The organism is Peribacillus phoenicis, assembly GCF_047238085.1.
Classification (GTDB): domain Bacteria; phylum Bacillota; class Bacilli; order Bacillales; family DSM-1321; genus Peribacillus.
In genome coordinates this window covers 4,754,418-4,773,454 of sequence record NZ_JBDFMF010000001.1, presented here as the reverse complement: position 1 = coordinate 4,773,454, position 19,037 = coordinate 4,754,418, and the positions used below count along the sequence as shown (strand labels likewise).

Sequence of the window (19,037 nt, the reverse complement as noted above, 5' to 3'; positions counted from 1 at the left end):
TTAAAGGGGTTATTTTTTATATGATGTAAGTAGAGGTGATTGAATGCGTTTACACACCAAGTTGATGCTGGGCATCTGTACGTTAATCATCTTAATGGGTGGAATCTTTGAAGTTATTTTCATAAATATACTGGAAAATAACCTGAAGCAGGAAACAGGGGAAAAAGCATTGTCGGTTGCCCAGACCGTTTCTTTACTGCCTGAAATTAAACAAGCTTTTCGAACGGATAATCCTTCTGTAATCATCCAGCCCATCGCGGAAAGAATTCGCAGGCAGATCGATGCGGAATTCATAGTAATAGGAGATGAGAATGAAACACGGCTGTCCCATCCAAATCCAAACTTGATCGGGAAGAAAATGGTTGGGGGAGATAACGCCGAGGTTTGGGATGGGAAATCCATCATCACGGAGTCCACTGGCACATTGGGACCTTCCATTAGGGGGAAATCCCCGATAATCGCCAATGAAAAGGTCATTGGTGTCGTCTCCGTTGGCTACCTTCAGGATGATATTGAAAAAGAAGTGTCCAGTATACAAAGAAAGATCGTCTTGATCATCTCTTTTATATTAATCGGCGGTTTGTTGGTGGCCTTTTTCATTTCATTCAATATAAAAAAGGCGATATTGGGTCTGGAGCCGAAAGAGATCGCCTGGATGTTTCAAGAAAAGCATGCCATTTTGGAATCCATTCATGAAGGCATCATTGCCATTGATGTTCATGGGAAAATCACGGTCGTCAATGAAACGGCGCATAAAATCCTTCATATACCTAAAGACGTCATGCTTCGCGGGCAAAAAATCGAAGAAGTCTTAACGCATACACATTTGCTTGATGTAGTCAGCACGGCACGTGCCGAATATGACCAGGAATTCATGATTGACGGTGAAGTTTTTTTGGCAAGCCGGATTCCCATTTTGAATGGACAGGGTGAAATCATCGGTGCAGTTGCAAGTTTGAGAAATAAATCGGAACTATCCAATCTCCTTCAGGAACTGTCACATGTAAAGGCGTATGCAGAGGGGCTGAGGGCCCAGACACATGAATATTCGAATCGGCTTTATACACTGCTAGGCTTGATTCAACTCGGTTCATATAAAGAAGCGATGGATTTCATATCGAAGGAAGTCGATGTCACCCAAGGTTTCATTCACTTTCTGATGAAGGAAGTACCTGATCCGATCATTGCGGGGTTCATCTTAGGGAAGGTAAGTTTAGCCAGCGAGCTGAAAATTGATTTTACCATCGATAGAGAAAGCAGTTTTAAAGATATTCCGTCCGAAATAGATCGGGATTTATTGGTGACGATCATCGGCAATCTCATCAATAATGCCTTCGAAGCTGTGCGGGAAAACGAAAGGGAGGAAAAAAGGGTATCGTTGTTCGTCACGGACTTGGGTAAAGAGTTGATCATAGAGGTTGAAGATAATGGAAAAGGGATGAACCCAGATGTTACCGAACTGATTTTCCAGGACGGTTTTACGACGAAAAGCCATCAAACCAATTCAGGAATAGGTTTGAGCCTTGTTCAGGAAGCGATTGATGGATTAGGGGGATATATCACTTTTTCGACTGAAGAAGGGGAATATACGATTTTTACCGTAGCTATACCAAAAAACAGAGGGGGGATGAAATGATGGCCAATCGCGATATAGAAGTTCTGATCGTAGAAGATGACCTGCGGATAGCGGAGATACAAAAGCTATTCATCGAAAAGCTTGAGGGGTTTCAAACGATCGGAATCGCGTCAAGCTATGACGAGGCTAAAAGCTTCATCGAAATCATGCAGCCGGATCTATTGCTGCTCGATATGTATTTTCCGGATATGAATGGGCTCGATATCCTTAAAGAAATCAAGCAGCAAAGCAAACAAATGGATGTCATCATGATTACGGCGGCTAAAGAAATCGAAAAAGTCCAGGAAGCCATCAAAATCGGCATATTTGATTATATTATCAAGCCTGTCGCATTTGAACGTTTCAAGCAGTCCTTACGCCGATATCAAGAGTATCACATTAAGCTGTCTGAATTGGAAGAGGGCAATTTTCCCGTAACGCAGCAACAGGTGGATAAGCTTTTGCGAAAGGAAATGAAAGAAAAAGAGAGGGAACAGACTTCACTGCCAAAAGGGATCGATCGGATGACTTTGGAGAAGGTGATGGTTGTGTTGGGGAAATCCTCCCCGGGGTTAACTGCCGAAATAGTGGCAAAGGAAATCGGTGTGAGCAGGACAACGGCAAGGCGTTATCTGGAGCACTTGATGTCAGAGGAAAAAATTGATGCCGATTTAACATATGGCACGGTAGGACGTCCTGAACGGGTTTATGCCATCAAGATTTAAATGGGTTCGCCAAGCGGCGGATCTTTTTTTATTTGCTCGAATAAATGTAAGGCTTTTTCTTGGAATCAGATTGATGGGAATTCATCGTTTTTTTAAGTGTAAAAATGATGAATGAGGAAAAAATACGTGTGAATAGTTTTGAGGCAGACAAGTATATGACAAGTGTCATGGCAGGGATAATGACGTTTATGACTATAGAAAATCGGTTATTAATCCTATACTTAAAGTAGAGATACCGACATCGTTTTTCGAATTAATACATTCAAACACTCCATATATTTTAAGAGGAGGAAAACATGAGTAACCATAATCAAAAACAATTGAGAAAAGATATTGCCCCTTTTGAAAAATCCAATACTAAATCAAGCGTGAAACAGCTCATAAATACATTTCCGCCATTTTTCCTGTTATGGTTTTTAGCTTATCAGAGCTTAACCATCTCATACGGGCTGACCCTTGCATTTACCGTATTGGCTTCAGGGTTTGTAATCAGGATTTTCATCATCTTCCATGATTGCTGTCATCAGTCGTTTTTCAAAAGCAGGAAAGCGAATAGCATCCTGGGTACAATCAGTGGAATCGTCACATTATTTCCGTATGAGCAATGGAAGCATAGCCACTCCATACATCATGCAACGAGCAGTAATTTAAACAAACGCGGTACAGGGGATATTTGGGTCATGACCGTTGATGAATATATCGCCGCTTCATTCTGGGGGCGTCTTGCTTACCGTTTATATAGAAATCCGATCGTCATGTTTGGATTGGGTCCATTTTATCTATTTCTTGTATCGAACCGTCTGAATAAAAAGGGCGCTAAAAAGAAAGAACGGATGAATACGTATTTGACAAATGCTGCAATCGTGACAATTTATGGTCTTTTATGCTTGGCTATCGGATGGCAGGCATTCCTGATGATTCAGGTACCGATGCTTTTTGTAACGGGATCACTGGGCATCTGGCTGTTTTATGTACAGCATCAGTTCGAAGATTCTTATTTCGAAGAGGAATCTGAATGGGATTACGTGAAGGCTGCCATCGATGGAAGTTCTTATTATAAACTTCCAAAGGTTTTGCAATGGGTAACCGGTAATATCGGTTTCCACCACGTGCATCATCTTAGTCCAAGAGTGCCAAACTATAACTTGGAAAAAGTCCATGATTCCACCCTGCCATTGCAGCAGGCAACGACAATCACCCTTAGTTCAAGTTTAAAATCGCTTCGCTTCCGCCTTTATGATGGAGAAAACAAGACGTTTGTAAGTTTTAAAGAGATTAAGGAACGTCTAAATGAAACAAAATCTAAGGTGGAAATCAATAATAAACGTCCTAGTCTTCAAGAAAAATAAATAGTTCATCAAAAAACCATTCGATTCCCATTGGATGGTTTTTTGATGAAACTCATTAGTATATACTAGGATAAAAAGAAATAGAGGCGGCGCCATGCAAAGTTGGTATCATATCTTTCCGAAAAACACAGGGCTGAGCCCTTATGTCTGGATCATTTTTTGTATCCTTCCTTTTTATTTCATCTTCAAATCCTCTTCGATGTTGGAGATAGTCTTTGGAATCGTCATGATCATTTTGTTTTTCATATCATATGGTCTCTCATTCGTTTCGAAGGGATGGCCCGTATACGTATGGACGGCGATACAAATAATCATTTCCATATCGATGACCATATTTTTCAGCTACATTTACTTTTCACTCTTTTTGGCATTCTTTATTGGGAATGTTCAAAATAAGGTTGGCTTTTTCGTATTATATTCGATCCAGCTATTGGCTACCATCGTGTCTGTCAATATTGGCTTCATAATGAAAGACCCTACCTTCTTTTCGCAATTTCCCTTTATGCTCATTTGTGTGGTAGGCGTGATCCTGCTCCCTTTCAACACGTATAATCGGAATAAACGAGGCATGCTGGAAGAACAATTGGAGGATGCTCATAAAAGAATATCAGAGCTTGGCAAAATGGAAGAACGTCAGCGGATTGCCCGTGACTTACATGATACACTTGGACAAAAGCTGTCTTTGATCGGCTTGAAAAGTGACCTTGCAGGGAAATTGATCGATTTGAATCCGGAGACGGCCAAGAAGGAAATCAAGGATATCCGTCAAACGGCGAGGACGGCACTCAAGGAAGTACGTGAAATGGTGTCGGAAATGCGTGGGTCCAAGCTAAGCGATGAAATCATCCGGGTCAAGCAAATATTGAAAGCGGCAGAGATAGAATTCAAGTTGGAAGGGACCACGGAATTGCAAGGTACCCCATTGCTTGTTGAAACGGTTTTGAGCATGTGCTTGAAGGAAGCTGTGACCAATATCGTCAAACATAGCGGTGCCGACTGCTGTAATATCGTCATCGAAGAATTACAAACAGGAGTGACGATCACAGTACAGGATAATGGAGTGGGGCTTTCACATAGATCAGAGTATATTAAAGGCAATGGACTTCAAGGAATGAAAGAAAGGCTCGAATTCGTTAATGGCAGCCTGGATATTAAATCAACAGAGGGAACGACACTTTATATAAGGGTTCCGAATGCTATAAAAAATAATGGATAGGTGGGATTAACCTTGATTCGAATCGTAATTGCCGAAGATCAGCGGATGCTGCTTGGCGCGCTGGGTTCCATCCTTGATTTGGAAAGTGATATGGAAGTTGTAGGAAAAGCGAGCAATGGGGAAGAAGCAATGAATCTCGTCAATCAATTAAAGCCGGATATCTGCATAACCGATATTGAAATGCCAGTTAAAACGGGACTCGATGTAGCGGAGGAGATCAAGGAGCAGGGCCACCAATGCAAAGTCATCATTTTGACCACCTTTGCACGTCCTGGGTATTTTGAAAGAGCCAGAAAGGCCGAGGTAGGCGGATATCTTCTGAAGGATAGCCCAAGTGAGGAACTGGCGAACTCGATCCGTGTCATCATGGATGGTCGGCGCATTTATGCCCCAGAGCTGGTGGATATGGCTTTCGAAGAAGAAAACCCGTTGACTGAACGAGAGAGCCAAGTGCTCAAATTGATCGCAGATGGTAAGAACCACAAAGGAAATCGCAAGCCAGCTTTATCTGACCAATGGAACGGTCCGTAATTATATATCGGTCATCCTCGATAAATTGGAGGTGAGCAACCGCGTTGAAGCGATTGTAAGATTCAAGGAAAAGGGCTGGTCAAAGGATTGATCAAAGGGTAAATCCCTTGCGGCTTCGCAAATCAAAAAAGCACAGTGTCAGAATTGAAATATGGTATATTAATTTTTATTACATACAGGGAAGGGGATGACCGTTATGCAAAAGGCTACATTTGCTGGAGGCTGTTTTTGGTGCATGGTGACACCATTTGAAGAACAACCGGGGATTGGGGGAATCGTATCCGGTTATACGGGAGGACGTGTTGAAAACCCGACTTATGAGGAAGTGAAGACGGGAACTACGGGGCATTATGAAGTCGTGGAAATCACTTACGATCCTCAGTTATTTCCATATGAAAGATTGCTGGAGCTATATTGGCAGCAAATCGATCCAACCGACGATGGCGGTCAATTCCATGACAGAGGAAGCCAATATCGGACGGCCGTCTTCTATCATGATGAAGCTCAAGAAAAACTGGCACTTGAAGCGAAAGAAAAGGTAGCGGCCAGCGGGAAGTTCCAGAAACCAATCGTAACGGAAATTCTTCCGGCCCAAACCTTTTACCCTGCCGAAGAATACCATCAAGGCTATCATAAAAAAAACAAAGATGATTATAAAGCGGACCGTGCGAAATCGGGACGCGATGAATTCATTGACCAGCATTGGAATGGTGAATGAAATGGATCGGGTGTGTTTTCACATCCGGTTCTTTTTTTTGACCTTTTAAAGGCACAAAAATTAAATTGATTATTTCATCGGATTTTTATGCTGAGGGGTCAATTTCTCATGATATTTTCATATTTCTTCAGTACACTAAGGGGTAGGTGGTGATGATCATGAATAAGAGAATTTTAATAATAGAAGATGAAGAAAAAATAGCGAGGGTTCTCCAGCTGGAACTTAATCATGAGGGTTATCAAACAGAATCTGCTTTTACCGGAAAGACAGGTCTGGAAAGGGCAGAAGCCGAAGAGTGGGATTTAATCTTATTGGATGTGATGCTGCCCGAGTTGAATGGCATAGAAGTACTTAGGCGTTACCGGAAAAAGAATGGATCGACACCGGTCATCCTTCTGACCGCAAGGGATGCTGTTCCAGACAAGGTGAATGGACTGGACCATGGTGCGAATGATTATGTAACGAAGCCGTTTGAAATTGAAGAGCTGCTGGCACGGATCCGTGCTTGTTTTCGTACCAATGTGCGTGAGAGCCAATCAGAAGGGGAAGTGGATGAACTTAAGATCCATGATCTGAAGCTGAACCTTGGTACTAGGGACATTCACAGGCAAGGCAATAAGATTGAGCTGACTTCCCGCGAGTTCGATTTGCTGGTTTATCTTCTGCAAAATAAAAATCAAGTACTTTCAAGGGAGCAAATCCTGACGCATGTATGGGGATATGATTTTGCAGGGGATACGAATGTGGTTGATGTGTATATCCGTTATTTGCGCAAAAAGATAGATTATCCCTTTGAACTGCAGCTCATCCATACTTACCGCGGGGTAGGTTACAGCCTGAAGGAGCCAGTATGAAGATTCGGACTAAAATCCAATCGTATTCCAGTCTTTTTTTAAGCGTCATGCTCATATTGTTGAGTATCATCGTTTTAATCGCCTTCCTTTGGATATCGTTAGAGAGGGAACGGGATCTGCTTGAAGATCAAGCTTCATTAATCGAAGAAAATATCCTGACGAAAGATTTGATTTCCGGTGATTCCGATTTAATGGAGCCGTATATCCCGGACGATGGAATGGTGCGGATATTCGACACGGATGGAAGGCTGGTGAAATCATTTACGGATGAAGAGGACCTAAAGGGGCTTGCGGTTAAATCCATTAACGAGAAAGGATATGATTTTGCCAAAGCTGACGGTGAATATGTATTGACCTACCGTTATCCTTATCCTGATGAGGGGAAGAAGCTAGGGATGATCGAGGTCACACAGCCGCAGGATACCCTCCTTGATAATTTATCGACGCTTGCCCTCGTTTTGGGCGGTGCATCCCTTTTTGTCATTCTGTTATCCATACTTGCCGGTAAATGGCTGGCCAACCTGATTCTCAAACCGATATCGATCATGAGCGGAACGATGAAGGATATTGAGAAAAGCGGGGAATTTAAACGGATACCGCTATCGGATCAATCAAAGGACGAGCTGCAGGTGATGGGAGCGGCATTCAACAGGATGATGGAAAGGCTGGAGCGGAATTATAACCAACAGCAGCAATTCCTTTCAGATGCTTCACATGAATTGAAAACACCGATTACGGTCATAGAAAGCTACTCCTCTCTATTGAAACGCTGGGGAATGAAGGATGAGGCGATTCAGGAAGAGGCAGTGGAGGCAATCCATCATGAAGCCGTCCGGATGAAAAAGCTGACGGAACATCTTCTGCAGTCAGCATCCCAAACGGAACCCTCAGCTGATGTGGAAGGGGAAATAGAACTTATATCGTTTTGTGAATTGATTGCCCAAACATTCAGAAGGACGGGAAATCGTGAAATAACGATAGAATCAGAGCTTAAAGAAATATATGCAATGACCATTTCCAGTAAGCTTGAACAGGTGATTGTCATCCTATTGGACAATGCAATGAAATACAGTGAATCAAGTATACAGATTATGATAAAACGGCAGGATAATGAAATTCTCATCGGTGTGAAAGATCATGGCGCAGGGATATCACCAGAACATCTCCCACATGTATTTGACCGTTTTTATCGCGTTGATTCATCGAGGGCAAGGAAAACGGGAGGCAATGGACTCGGTCTTTCCATCGCCCGGAAGCTTGTCGAGTCATTCGACGGTAAATTGGAGATTCAAAGCGAGGTGGGAGAGGGAACGTTGGTGACTCTTACTCTTTCTCATCAAATTCTAATCTGACGCTCATGTTCGTTTCATGAAGGGTGCTTATTATTAAGGTAACAACTTAAAGGAGGAATTCATTCATGAAAAAACAGTGGAGTACGATTAAAGAAGGTATCATTCAAAGGAAAAAGGTAATCATGACAGTGTCCATAGCTTCCGTATTGCTTTTCGGCGGTGCTGCTGGAACGGCGGTATATGCAGTCAATAAGGGGAACCTATCCGAGGATGAGGCTGTCAAAATGATTTCAGAAAAACTAGGCGGGGAAGTTACTCAATTTGAAAAGGATTGGGATCAGCCGATGACCTATGAGATGACCGTTAAAACAAAAGAAGGCTATCAAGACGTTGACGTTGATGCTGAAAAGGGAGAGATTCTTTCTCAGGAGATGGAAGACGATGACGATGAGGATATGAGCACACAACAAGCCGTGGAAACTGCAAAAGTCAGCAGTGATCAAGCTGAAAAGATTGCCTTGAAAGCGGTGGATGGTCAAGTGACGGATATGGAGCTTGATTCAGAGAATGGCACCCTTGTGTACGAGCTGGAAATAAAACAAGGACAAAAGGAATATGATGTTGTGGTGGATGCAACCACGGGTAAAGTATTGAAAAACCAGTTGGATGATTAATCATATGTCATGTCGATAGTAATCTATGATATATGAATGATCTTGAATTGAAGTGTATGAAAGGATTTGCCGTGTGGCAGATCCTTTTTTTAATTGCCTAGACAGAGAGAAGTGAGCTTCCTCATCTTTAACAATCATATTAGTTCCTGCCTGCAGCAGTGTTTGGAGGTGTGATGCTTAGACAAATAAGGAGGAATTAAAAAGAAGTAACGCGAATAGAGGCAATAAGGAATTTTATTCAATGGAGGATTGATTATGGGGAATTTGGAAGAGGCACTGTACTTAAGGGAAAAGAAAGAAAACGAAAAATCCAATCGATTATTGATGGATCTGGCAAAGCAAAATCCCGGCGATGCAGTCATACAATATCAGTGTGCCTGGAGTTTGGATATTCTCGGACTTGAGACAAAGGCGGTGCCCTATTACGAAGCGGCACTCAAATTAGGTTTGCCAAAGGAGGATGCAAAAGGGGCCTACCTAGGGTTGGGGAGCACATATCGCACCATAGGGGAATATGAAAAATCAAGACAGACATTGGAATCCGGGCTGGCGAAGTTTCCTGAGGAAAAGGCTTTATTGGTATTCAGGGCCATGGCATTTTATAATTTGGGCCAGCATGATCTTGCAATGGAATCTCTTTTGAAGATAATTGCCGAAACCTCGAGTGATCAAGAAATACAATCTTATGCTAAGGCCATAAAATTTTATAGTGATAAGCTGGATAAAGTTTTCACATAATAGTGATCATCCCCAAATTATCCACAAAACCTGTATAAAACAAGTCATCCTTACATAGCTGAAACGAATTAATCAACAATATGACGGAGAATTTCTTGCATTTGGCACTTTTACGGATAAATGAATGTGGATAACCTTGGATTGTGGATAACTTTCCGGTGTTATTCACTACTTTTCCACAGGTAATCCACATATTCACCTTTAATATGATAAAAAACACTGGCGATTAAGTCTTCAGGAATTTTTTATTGTAATGACTTAAGGCTAAAAGGGGATATATATAGCGATAGCTATGATAATGGATATACAAAAAATCTGCCATTCCTTGGCCTGCAGGATAATCATTGGTCCAGCTTTCTTGTTGACCTGCACGGATGAGATAGGCAATGCCTTTTTCAATCTCGGTTGTCGGCTTTTCTGATGCCGATATCAAAGCATCCACAGCCCATGCTGTATGTGTCAGTGTGCTTGTTCCGAGGGGGATGTATCGCTGCTTGATATCACTGTAACAAGATTCACCCCAGCCGCCATCTTCATTTTGAATTTTCTTCAACCAAGTTAAGGCTTTTTGGATGGATGGATGTCCAGTGGCTTGCCCTGCTGCCTTCATGCCGGTAAGTGCAGACCATGTGCCATATATATAGCAGATGCCCCAGCGCCCATACCAGGAGCCATCACGCTTCTGGTCTTCCAATAGCCAATCCACCGCTCTTTTACTGACTTCCTCCGGCTTCTTCATATTTGTATAGTTCCCCAGGAATTCCAACGTTCTTCCTGTCAGATCAGCGGTAGAAGGGTCAGTCAGGAGATATTTCGAACCCTCTATAGGAAGAAGCTGCAGCCATTTATGGTCGTTATTCCGTTCGAAGGCTGGAAATCCACCATCATCATTTTGCATGGATATCGTGAAGGAGACACCGCGCTGCCAGCTGTCCCGATTATCCGGTTTTACTTGCAGTTGCTTAGCCAGCGCCCGCAGTGAGGCGGTCGTATCATCGACATCCGGATTCATGGTATTTAAATCCGAGAAACCCCAGCCGCCTGGAATGGCGTTAGGATTATGGATCAGCCAATCTCCATACATATAATGCTGGCGTGACAGTAAGTACTGATTGGCGGCCTTGACTGCTTTGTCTTTGGGAGGTATTCCTGCTTCTTGAAGGGCGTAGCTTATTAAGGAGGTATTCCAAACATGGGGCGTCGTGAACTGGATATGTGTGTGTCCCTCAATGGAGCAGGCCATCCCCTTCAGACCGGCCATGGCCTTTAGAATCACTGGGTCTCTTTTCGAATATCCAATTGAAAGGAGGGCAAAAATCATGAAAAAGGTAGAACCGAAATAATTGTACAGTGTCCCGTCTGGTTCCAGCCTGTCGAGCATGAACCTTTTCGTAGTATCCAAGGCTAAGGAATGCAAATAATCCGGATAACCAATCAAGGTTTTGACGCCTGTTCGAAGTTTAGAGAAAAAGGAACGATATTCTTCGGTACGATACTCTTCCCACATACGCTCTTCGGATCGGTCCTCCCTTGTTTGAAATAAATCTTTTAGACTTGGCGTGTCAGGGGTCTTGATTTGAAACCTTTTATGGCCAAGCAATAGCAATGGAATCATGTTGACCCGCCCATATACGGAAAGATCATAAATGCTGACGAAAAAGGTCGGAGGCAGTAAGACCACTTCGAGAGGAATGGGGAATAGGCGAGGCCATTGATATTGTCCGGTGACGGTAAGCATCATTTTCGTTAACATTTTGGCCTGTTTGATGCCGCCCTTGGAAAGAATGAATTGTTTGGCTTTCTTCATATGGGGATGATTCTTATTGCGGAGTCCGCTAAAAAGAAGGCCATAGTAAGCCTCGATCGTAACCGTAACATTGCCGTCCTTCTCGTCTTGGAAAAGTTTCCATGAACCGTTTTCCGTTTGCTTGCTTTCGATTCTTTTTACTAAAGCCTCTATAAGAGGAGTATCTTCCATATCTAGAATTTTCAATAATATGATCATATAGGCATCTGCTGTTATCCCGGTGTCAAAGGGATAATTCCACGAACCATCAGCGGATTGGTCTTGTTTCAAGCGATTAACAAGGCGATTGATTTCCAATTGTACATGTTGGTTCAATGACTTTCCTCCTCTAAAAACACGTTTTCCGTTTATATGTATATTCAAAACTTGTCGTTGCATTCAAGAAATCATGTCAGGCGCATAGTTCCAACTGAAAGGAGGGGGGAATCTAAAAACGCTTTGGCAATGAAAGCTGCCAAAGCGTCATTTAGATACTATGCATCATTTAACTGGTAAGGAAGAACGCTGCATATAGCGGTAAATCGGCAGTTCTTTTCCTTTGGCAGCGGGGATGAAATTGAATGTCACATAGCTGTCTATGCCTTCAGGTTCGAGGGCAAGGGAGATGAAGTTGGCATCAGGCTGGGCCATGTCGAAAACATAGCTTCCTTTTGGGAAATCCCGAGTTTTTGAAGTGACGGTGGTCGTGACTGCCCTTGTGGAATGTCCGCTTTCCAGTTCAGCGGAAACTTTTAAATCATTGACTCTATAGCTTTCAACAGCTACCTTCATGGGTTTTTTTAATTTTTTAACTTCTACTCCCAATAGCTGAAGTTTATTGGCGATATATTTATATTCGGGTGGAAGGATATAGGCTGTCGGACGATCTCTGACAAGGGTAGGGTAGGCATCGGTTGAATCCAGCCAATCGATGGAGGCATCGATCATTTTCGCTTTCGCTAAATCGACTACAGTCAATTTTTGATCCTTAATCAATTTATTTTCGCTGGTGATGACAATTTCATCGTTATCATTTGCTTTTCGCCCTTTTTGCACGACTTCAGTTTCTGCCTGTTTAACGGCCTTTTTAACTTTACTGGCCTGTTCGGCTGTCGTTTTGATGAATGCTGCCTGTGCAGTGGCTTGTGCAAAAACACGTCGTTTAAAATCGGTACGGCCGATATTGATTCCCCTTGTTTCTATTAAATAGGTCATTGTATTTTTTAAACCGAGGGCGTTTCGGCCAATCCGGGCTTCGGTGCTTCCTTCTGTGGCGGTAAGGACTCCATCATCAGAAGTGGCCAGTGTATAGTAATCGTGATAGGAAAGCTTTTCTTTTTCCAATGTTTTAAAAACATTAGGTAAAAGCAATTGATCCGAAGCTTTTCGAAGCTGTTCGGGAATATTTAAATTCTTGGCTGAGGAGATGAGTAAATCATAAGAAGCGATCGATCCATTTGCTCCTACTTTTTTCAGGGGGGCGGGATTCACTGTATATTCATGTATATCCAGAATGACTTCTGGTTCATAATCATCGATTGATTGATGAATCGTCTGCACTTCAGGATATTCCACTTTTAAGTAGTCCCTATTGGCATCCATGTCATTTGCGGTAAATCGTTTGAAATAATAAGAGCCATCGGGATTGACCCGTGGAACGATGGCAACATTCACTTTATCGAGGACATCACCAAGCTTGCCTTCAGCTAGCCATTGTGCAAGGACTAATGTTGATTCACCCGATGCGGGTTCATTGCCATGAATCTGACCTTGAATCCAAATCAATGGTTTATGGGAATTCTTAATCGGTCTTTTTGAATCCTTGCTGAAAAGAAGCATCGGGATGTCGCGTCCTTCTGTGGATTTACCTATCGTCTTGACCTGGATGATTTTGTTTTTATGGGAGAGGGACTTGATGGAATCCAACATTTCTTCCTGGCTCGTAAAGGCGACCTTGTTTTGTTTAAAGGCAGGGGTCTTGAAAGAAACATTAGGGTCAGGGAAAAGGTGGGAGAGGTTATCTGGTTGAATGTAGCTTGGACCATTTCCATAATAAGGGGTGAATTCTTCCGCCTCGGCTATAGGGCCAGGCAATCCAGTGACAAGACCTAGTGTTACGACTGAAACGATGGTAGGAATGATTTTTTTCATGGACGTCCTCCTGTCTATCTTTTTCCATAAATTATCATATTTCAAGCTATTTATACAGTGAAAACGTATGAAATAGTGAAAAACAGGAAGTAACGACTAGATTAATAATTCAATGTTAAATTCGCAATTCCTTTTAATAGAAGTTCATCACCTGTATTCTGTATAATTACAGGTGGAAAGTCAAAATGATACGGAACAAGCAATTTTGGCCCGTATCATTTCAATTCATCATGTAACTTATTTAAAAGATCCTGTGAATCCTTGCCACTCATTATCTGGCCGTTCACTTTCGCATAGGGGGTTTTCTGACAAAGTTTACACTCACTCAAACATTCATATTCCTTATATTGAATCCTTGGATTCGCTAAGAACTTACCATAATCGGCAACTGTTTGTTCATTAAGGAAGCGGTCAAGATTATTTTGGCAAAATTCAATCTGGATTTTCGCCTTTTTTGTGAACACTTTGGATAACAAGTTTTTCATAATATCGCTTCTTTCATTGGAGGAGTAAATATTTGTTATTTTGATTTTATCACTTCCTGTAACGAAATGCATGATTGGTTCATCCGAATCCATTACAATATGACTATCCGGAGTTTATCAAAGTAATTCCCTTGTATATATTGACACATGTCTAAGAAATGATAGAATAAGAATGACTGATAATGATAATGAATCTCATTATCACGAATGGAAGAACCTTGTAACTATTGCAACTTCATGATTTCCATTTCAAGAGGTGACTTTGCGATAGTCTTTATTCAAATATATTTAATTAAAAATATTATCGCTGTATTAACTGAGATAGGAAGAGTAGGAAATGTAGATGAAGATAAGATATTTAGTCATGGCGTTAATTGTTTTATCATTTACGTCATTATTCATTGGTGTAAAAGATATTACCCCCTTGGATTTATTGAATCTAAGTGATGATAAAGTGCAAATCATGCTGCAAAGCCGTTTCCCCAGAATGGTGACCATAGTCATTGCCGGTATTGTGATGAGTATAAGCGGTCTGATCATGCAACAATTGAGCCGCAATAAATTTGTATCCCCGACGACTGCCGGTACCATGGACTCTGCAAGGCTGGGACTTCTTCTTGCCATTATCATTTTTCCATCGGCAGCACTTATTGAGAAAATGGCATTCGCTTTCATATTCGCTTTGGCAGGTACATTCTTGTTCATGAAAATTCTTGATCAAGTGAAATATAAGGATACGATTTTCATTCCATTGGTTGGTTTGATGTTTGGTAATATCGTAGGATCCATCTCGACTTTCTTTGCCTATAAATATGATTTGATTCAAAGCCTCAACACATGGATGAATGGTGATTTCTCGATGATCATGTCGGGAAGGTACGAACTTATATATGTAAGTATCCCTCTAGTCATTCTCGCATACTTCTTTGCCAATAAATTCACTGTGGCAGGGATGGGTGAGGAGTTTGCTATCAATCTAGGACTCAATTATAAGTTTATAGTCAATTTTGGATTGATCATCGTGGCATTATCCTCCACTGTCGTTTTGTTAACGGTGGGAACGATTCCTTTCATAGGGTTGATCGTACCAAATATTGTATCCCTTTACCTTGGTGACAATTTGAAAAAGAGTCTTTCTCATACAGCATTGCTAGGGGCAGTATTCCTATTGATCTGCGATATTCTGGGCAGGATCCTCATATATCCATTTGAAATCCCGATCGGACTCGTGGTTGGTGTGATAGGAAGCGCCGTATTTATCTATCTGATACTGAGGAGAAAGGCATATGAATAATAAAAGTAGGATCATTATATTGGCTGTTCTTGCAGCTGCTTTAACGGCAGGTTATATCTTTTGGGACCTTGGCCCGAATTGGGATTATGCACTGCCGAGAAGGGTCATAAAAATCGTCGCCATCATCGTGGTTGGATGTGCAATAGCTTTTTCAACAGTTATTTTCCAGACGGTCACGAATAATAAAATCCTGACGCCAAGCATTTTAGGGTTGGACTCCATGTATATGCTGATTCAAACGGGAGTGATTTTCATCTTCGGTTCAACGCATATCATGATCATGAATAAAAATCTCAATTTCCTGATTACACTTGCGGCCATGCTCATTTTTGCAAGCCTGCTGTTCAAGTTCATGTTCAAGAAAAACCGCAATATTTACTTCCTATTGCTGATCGGTATCATCTTCGGAACATTATTCGGCAGCATGTCTTCATTCATGCAGGTATTGATTGACCCGAATGAATTTCAAATCATTCAAAATAAAATGTTCGCCAGCTTCAATAATGTCAACACGGACCTGTTAACATTAGCTATTATCCTCATGATAGCGGCAACGATATATTTCATGAGATTTTTAAAGTATCTAGATGTCATGTCCCTGGGGAGGGACCAAGCCATAAACTTGGGTGTGGATTATGATTTTGTCACGAAGCGGGTTTTAATCGTCGTTACGGTTTTAATTTCCATTTCGACTGCCCTGATCGGTCCGATCACGTTCCTCGGATTGCTTGTTGCAAATGTGGCTTATCAATTCATTAAGTCCTATCAGCATAAACATATCATCCCGGGTGCAATGCTGATCAGTGTGATTGCCTTGGTCGGCGGCCAATTCATTGTAGAGAGGATCTTTACGTTCTCCACGACCTTAAGTGTCATCATCAACTTTGTCGGCGGTGTCTATTTCATCTATCTTCTATTAAAGGAGAATAAATCATGGTAGAAGTGAAAAATTTATTCAAAAAATATAATAATAAAACGGTTGTCGAGGATGTTTCCATTGAAATAATGAAAGGGAAAATCACATCCTTCATCGGTCCCAATGGGGCGGGGAAAAGTACCGTCCTTTCGATGATCAGCCGTCTCATTACCCGGGATTCAGGAGAAGTCCTGATCGAGGGTAAGGATATGGGGAAATTCAATAGCAATGAACTTGCGAAAAAGATTGCCATTTTAAAGCAGGCTAACCATATCAATATCCGTTTAACGATTCGTGAACTCGTCGCATTTGGCCGTTTTCCTTATTCACAAGGCAAACTGACGAAAGAGGATTGGAAATACGTCGATGAAGCGATTGAATATATGGAACTTGCCGACATGCAGGATAAGTTTCTTGACCAGCTTAGCGGCGGGCAGCAACAGCGGGCCTTCATTGCCATGGTCATTGCTCAGAACACGGAGTATGTGCTTCTTGATGAGCCCCTGAACAATCTGGATATGAAGCATTCCGTCCAAATCATGAAGGTATTGAGGAGATTGGCCGATGAATTGGGGAAAACGGTCATTATCGTCATTCATGACATTAATTTTGCTTCCTGTTATTCCGACTATATTGTTGCATTGAAGGATGGCAAGGTTGTTCATAATGGACCTACCGAACAAGTCATCAATTCCAATGTATTAAAGGAAATTTATGATATGGATATTGAAATCCAAAGTATCAATGACAATAAGATCTGTGTGTACTTCACGTAAGACAATTCCATTTGGTTTTAAATTACTTCAGTATTCGTAGCCATCCAGAAATCTCCTCGTACGCTTCTTAGGCAGTTAAGAGTTGGCGGGCGCCCAAGACTTTAGCCGCCTCCTGTTCATCTGGCAGGGAAAGTGTTGAAGGTGAACTCTGTGATGGTGAGGATTCAATATGTAATTTTAAATAAAAATTTTTTAGAGGTGACCATAATGATTAAGAAATTATCTTTACTGCTTTTGGTTGCAATGCTCGCTGTAGTGGCTGTAGCTTGTGGATCAGATAAGGAAAAAGAAGAATCAAGCGCGAAAAAAGAAAGTGCTAAAAGCGAAGAAATTACGGTTAAGCACCAACTAGGCGAAACGAAAGTGAAAACAAACCCTGAAAAAGTCGTTGTATTCGATATGGGTACTCTTGATACTCTTGATAAATTGGGTGTGGAAGTAGCAGCTGTTCCTCATGATGGCCTTCCAAAATACCTTTCTAAATATGAAGGTACAACTGAAAATGCCGGCGGGTTAAAAGAGCCTGACTTCGAAAAAATCAACGAAATTGCTCCAGACTTAATCCTTATTTCTGGCCGTCAATCTGACGCATATGAAGAATTAAGCAAAATTGCCCCTACTGTTTTTGTAGGTGTAGATACAACAAAGTATATGGAATCCTTTGAAGAAAACGTAACACTTTTAGGTAAAATCTTCGATAAAAAAGACGAAGCAGCTAAAGAATTGGCAAGTGTTGAAGAAAACATTAATGCTTTGAAAGAAAAAGCTCCAACTGACAAAACTGGTTTAATCGTTCTTGCTAGCGGTGGAAAAGTAAGTGCCTACGGACCTGATTCAAGATTTGGAATCATCCATGATGTATTCGGAGTACCTGCAGTAGATGATAAATTGGAAGTATCGACACATGGTCAAAGTATTTCTTTCGAATACATTGCTGAAAAAAATCCTGACTACCTATTCGTTGTAGATAGAGATGCGGTAGCCGGTGATGGAGCTGCAGCAAAAGATACTGTTGAAAATGACATTGTGAAAAATACAAAAGCATTTAAAGAAGGTAACATCATTTATCTAGACCCTAACTACTGGTACTTATCAGGCGGCGGTTTAGAATCTGTTGACGCTATGGTTAAAGAAGTTTCAGAAGGTATTAAGTAATATAAATATGATTAATGAAAATCCTGTCCTCGATCGAGGGCAGGATTTTTTTATTTTTTATAATAAAGCTGGATGAAACCAATATACTAACAAAGGGGACAAAAGAATTCACATATAAAGGTGACAAAACACAGGTAAGCTTATAAGGTCCCTCACGACAAAATTAAGGGGAAATGGGAAAAGGACAAGGCATATTCACACCAGTTGCTTTTTAGCTCATATGGGCTGCAATCGAAGGAATGTAACCTTTCAGCCGATATGAAAAATTTCAGTTTCTTCCTATTATAATGTCGAATCCATGGATACTTGGAGCTTTCCGGTTCCCAGAGGAGTTTTTTAAATTGTAATTTAAGTTAATTTTGGTAAATCGAATCTTTTATGGATGATGAAAATTGTCCTGAAAGTAAAAATATAAAAATAATATGATCATCATTTTCAGGGAAAATTATTTAAAAATAGCTAATAAATAAGCCTTAGGGGAATGATGTCGATATTACACGAAATCAATTTGTTAGTTTATGGGATTTTGGAGCGGCTGGATGCAATTATGAAGGAGTCAAACTTTTCTCAGGCTTGGATTTTGAATGGGGTACAAAAGTGCGGAGGAGAGATGCATCCATGTAACCGACACCTCATTTTCGACTGTCGAATTATCGGGAAAGGAATACTGGGAATTTAAGGTAGCCTTCAATAATTGAAGATTTATATCTTTACATATTTTGTAATGTGCTGGTTTTTTTATAAAGAGTCGTTTATAATGGA

The 19,037-nt window shown here is 41.3% G+C and carries 16 protein-coding genes and 1 pseudogene; 14 read left to right on the top strand and 3 right to left on the bottom strand.

Features of this window, described 5'->3' with window-relative positions:
- Positions 1 to 43: 43 nt before the first annotated feature.
- The 10 genes and pseudogenes from ABC374_RS23710 to ABC374_RS23665 all read left to right on the top strand — a co-directional run bounded on the left by ABC374_RS23710 (position 44) and on the right by ABC374_RS23665 (position 9,712).
- Positions 44 to 1,636: an ATP-binding protein gene (locus ABC374_RS23710; protein WP_350300518.1), complete on the top strand. Its 1,593-nt coding sequence runs from the start codon at positions 44 to 46 to the stop codon at positions 1,634 to 1,636.
- Positions 1,633 to 2,340, top strand: coding sequence for a response regulator (locus ABC374_RS23705; RefSeq protein WP_350300517.1), 708 nt, complete (start codon positions 1,633 to 1,635; stop codon positions 2,338 to 2,340). The genes ABC374_RS23710 and ABC374_RS23705 overlap by 4 nt, the downstream gene beginning before the upstream one ends.
- Before the next feature lie 296 nt (positions 2,341 to 2,636).
- On the top strand, positions 2,637 to 3,689 hold the full coding sequence (gene desA / locus ABC374_RS23700) for a Delta(5) desaturase DesA (RefSeq protein WP_413019930.1): 1,053 nt from the start codon (positions 2,637 to 2,639) through the stop codon (positions 3,687 to 3,689).
- Positions 3,690 to 3,783: 94 nt separating this feature from the next.
- A complete protein-coding gene (locus ABC374_RS23695; RefSeq protein WP_413019928.1) occupies positions 3,784 to 4,905 on the top strand; it encodes a sensor histidine kinase in 1,122 nt (373 codons plus the stop codon).
- Positions 4,906 to 4,917: 12 nt separating this feature from the next.
- Positions 4,918 to 5,527, top strand: a pseudogene (locus ABC374_RS23690) (response regulator).
- Positions 5,528 to 5,632: 105 nt separating this feature from the next.
- Positions 5,633 to 6,154 (top strand): peptide-methionine (S)-S-oxide reductase MsrA, encoded by a 522-nt coding sequence (gene msrA / locus ABC374_RS23685; RefSeq protein ID WP_413019926.1) that lies wholly within the window; start codon positions 5,633 to 5,635, stop codon positions 6,152 to 6,154.
- A gap of 158 nt (positions 6,155 to 6,312) precedes the next feature.
- Positions 6,313 to 7,008: a response regulator transcription factor gene (locus ABC374_RS23680; RefSeq protein WP_413019924.1), complete on the top strand. Its 696-nt coding sequence runs from the start codon at positions 6,313 to 6,315 to the stop codon at positions 7,006 to 7,008.
- Entirely contained in the window at positions 7,005 to 8,360 is a 1,356-nt protein-coding gene (locus ABC374_RS23675) for a sensor histidine kinase (protein ID WP_413019922.1), read from the top strand. Before ABC374_RS23680 ends, ABC374_RS23675 begins: the two co-directional genes overlap by 4 nt.
- A 65-nt stretch (positions 8,361 to 8,425) precedes the next feature.
- Positions 8,426 to 8,974, top strand: a complete 549-nt coding sequence (locus ABC374_RS23670) for a PepSY domain-containing protein (protein ID WP_230176178.1) — start codon at positions 8,426 to 8,428, stop codon at positions 8,972 to 8,974.
- Between the two features lie 255 nt (positions 8,975 to 9,229).
- Complete coding sequence (locus ABC374_RS23665) at positions 9,230 to 9,712, top strand: tetratricopeptide repeat protein (protein WP_413019920.1); 483 nt, start codon at positions 9,230 to 9,232, stop codon at positions 9,710 to 9,712.
- 226 nt (positions 9,713 to 9,938) lie between these two features.
- Here the strand turns inward: ABC374_RS23665 and shc are convergent, their stop codons facing one another.
- From shc to ABC374_RS23650, 3 genes are all read right to left on the bottom strand, one after another.
- Complete coding sequence (gene shc / locus ABC374_RS23660; protein ID WP_413019918.1) at positions 9,939 to 11,834, bottom strand: squalene--hopene cyclase; 1,896 nt, start codon at positions 11,832 to 11,834, stop codon at positions 9,939 to 9,941.
- 165 nt (positions 11,835 to 11,999) lie between these two features.
- On the bottom strand, positions 12,000 to 13,649 hold the full coding sequence (locus ABC374_RS23655; RefSeq protein WP_413019917.1) for a M14 family metallopeptidase: 1,650 nt from the start codon (positions 13,647 to 13,649) through the stop codon (positions 12,000 to 12,002).
- Between the two features lie 215 nt (positions 13,650 to 13,864).
- Entirely contained in the window at positions 13,865 to 14,227 is a 363-nt protein-coding gene (locus tag ABC374_RS23650) for a DUF1450 domain-containing protein (RefSeq protein WP_413019916.1), read from the bottom strand.
- 250 nt (positions 14,228 to 14,477) lie between these two features.
- Here ABC374_RS23650 and ABC374_RS23645 point away from each other — a divergent pair, with 250 nt between their 5' ends.
- The 4 genes from ABC374_RS23645 (at position 14,478) to ABC374_RS23630 (ending at position 18,275) form a co-directional block, all read left to right on the top strand.
- Positions 14,478 to 15,428: an ABC transporter permease gene (locus tag ABC374_RS23645; protein ID WP_413019915.1), complete on the top strand. Its 951-nt coding sequence runs from the start codon at positions 14,478 to 14,480 to the stop codon at positions 15,426 to 15,428.
- Positions 15,421 to 16,368, top strand: a complete 948-nt coding sequence (locus ABC374_RS23640; RefSeq protein WP_413019914.1) for an iron chelate uptake ABC transporter family permease subunit — start codon at positions 15,421 to 15,423, stop codon at positions 16,366 to 16,368. Before ABC374_RS23645 ends, ABC374_RS23640 begins: the two co-directional genes overlap by 8 nt.
- Positions 16,362 to 17,120 carry an iron ABC transporter ATP-binding protein gene (locus ABC374_RS23635; protein ID WP_034310071.1) on the top strand — a complete coding sequence of 253 codons (759 nt, stop codon included), beginning with the start codon at positions 16,362 to 16,364 and terminating at the stop codon, positions 17,118 to 17,120. The genes ABC374_RS23640 and ABC374_RS23635 overlap by 7 nt, the downstream gene beginning before the upstream one ends.
- A 210-nt stretch (positions 17,121 to 17,330) precedes the next feature.
- Positions 17,331 to 18,275 carry a siderophore ABC transporter substrate-binding protein gene (locus ABC374_RS23630; RefSeq protein ID WP_413020431.1) on the top strand — a complete coding sequence of 315 codons (945 nt, stop codon included), beginning with the start codon at positions 17,331 to 17,333 and terminating at the stop codon, positions 18,273 to 18,275.
- The last annotated feature ends 762 nt before the right edge of the window (positions 18,276 to 19,037 follow it).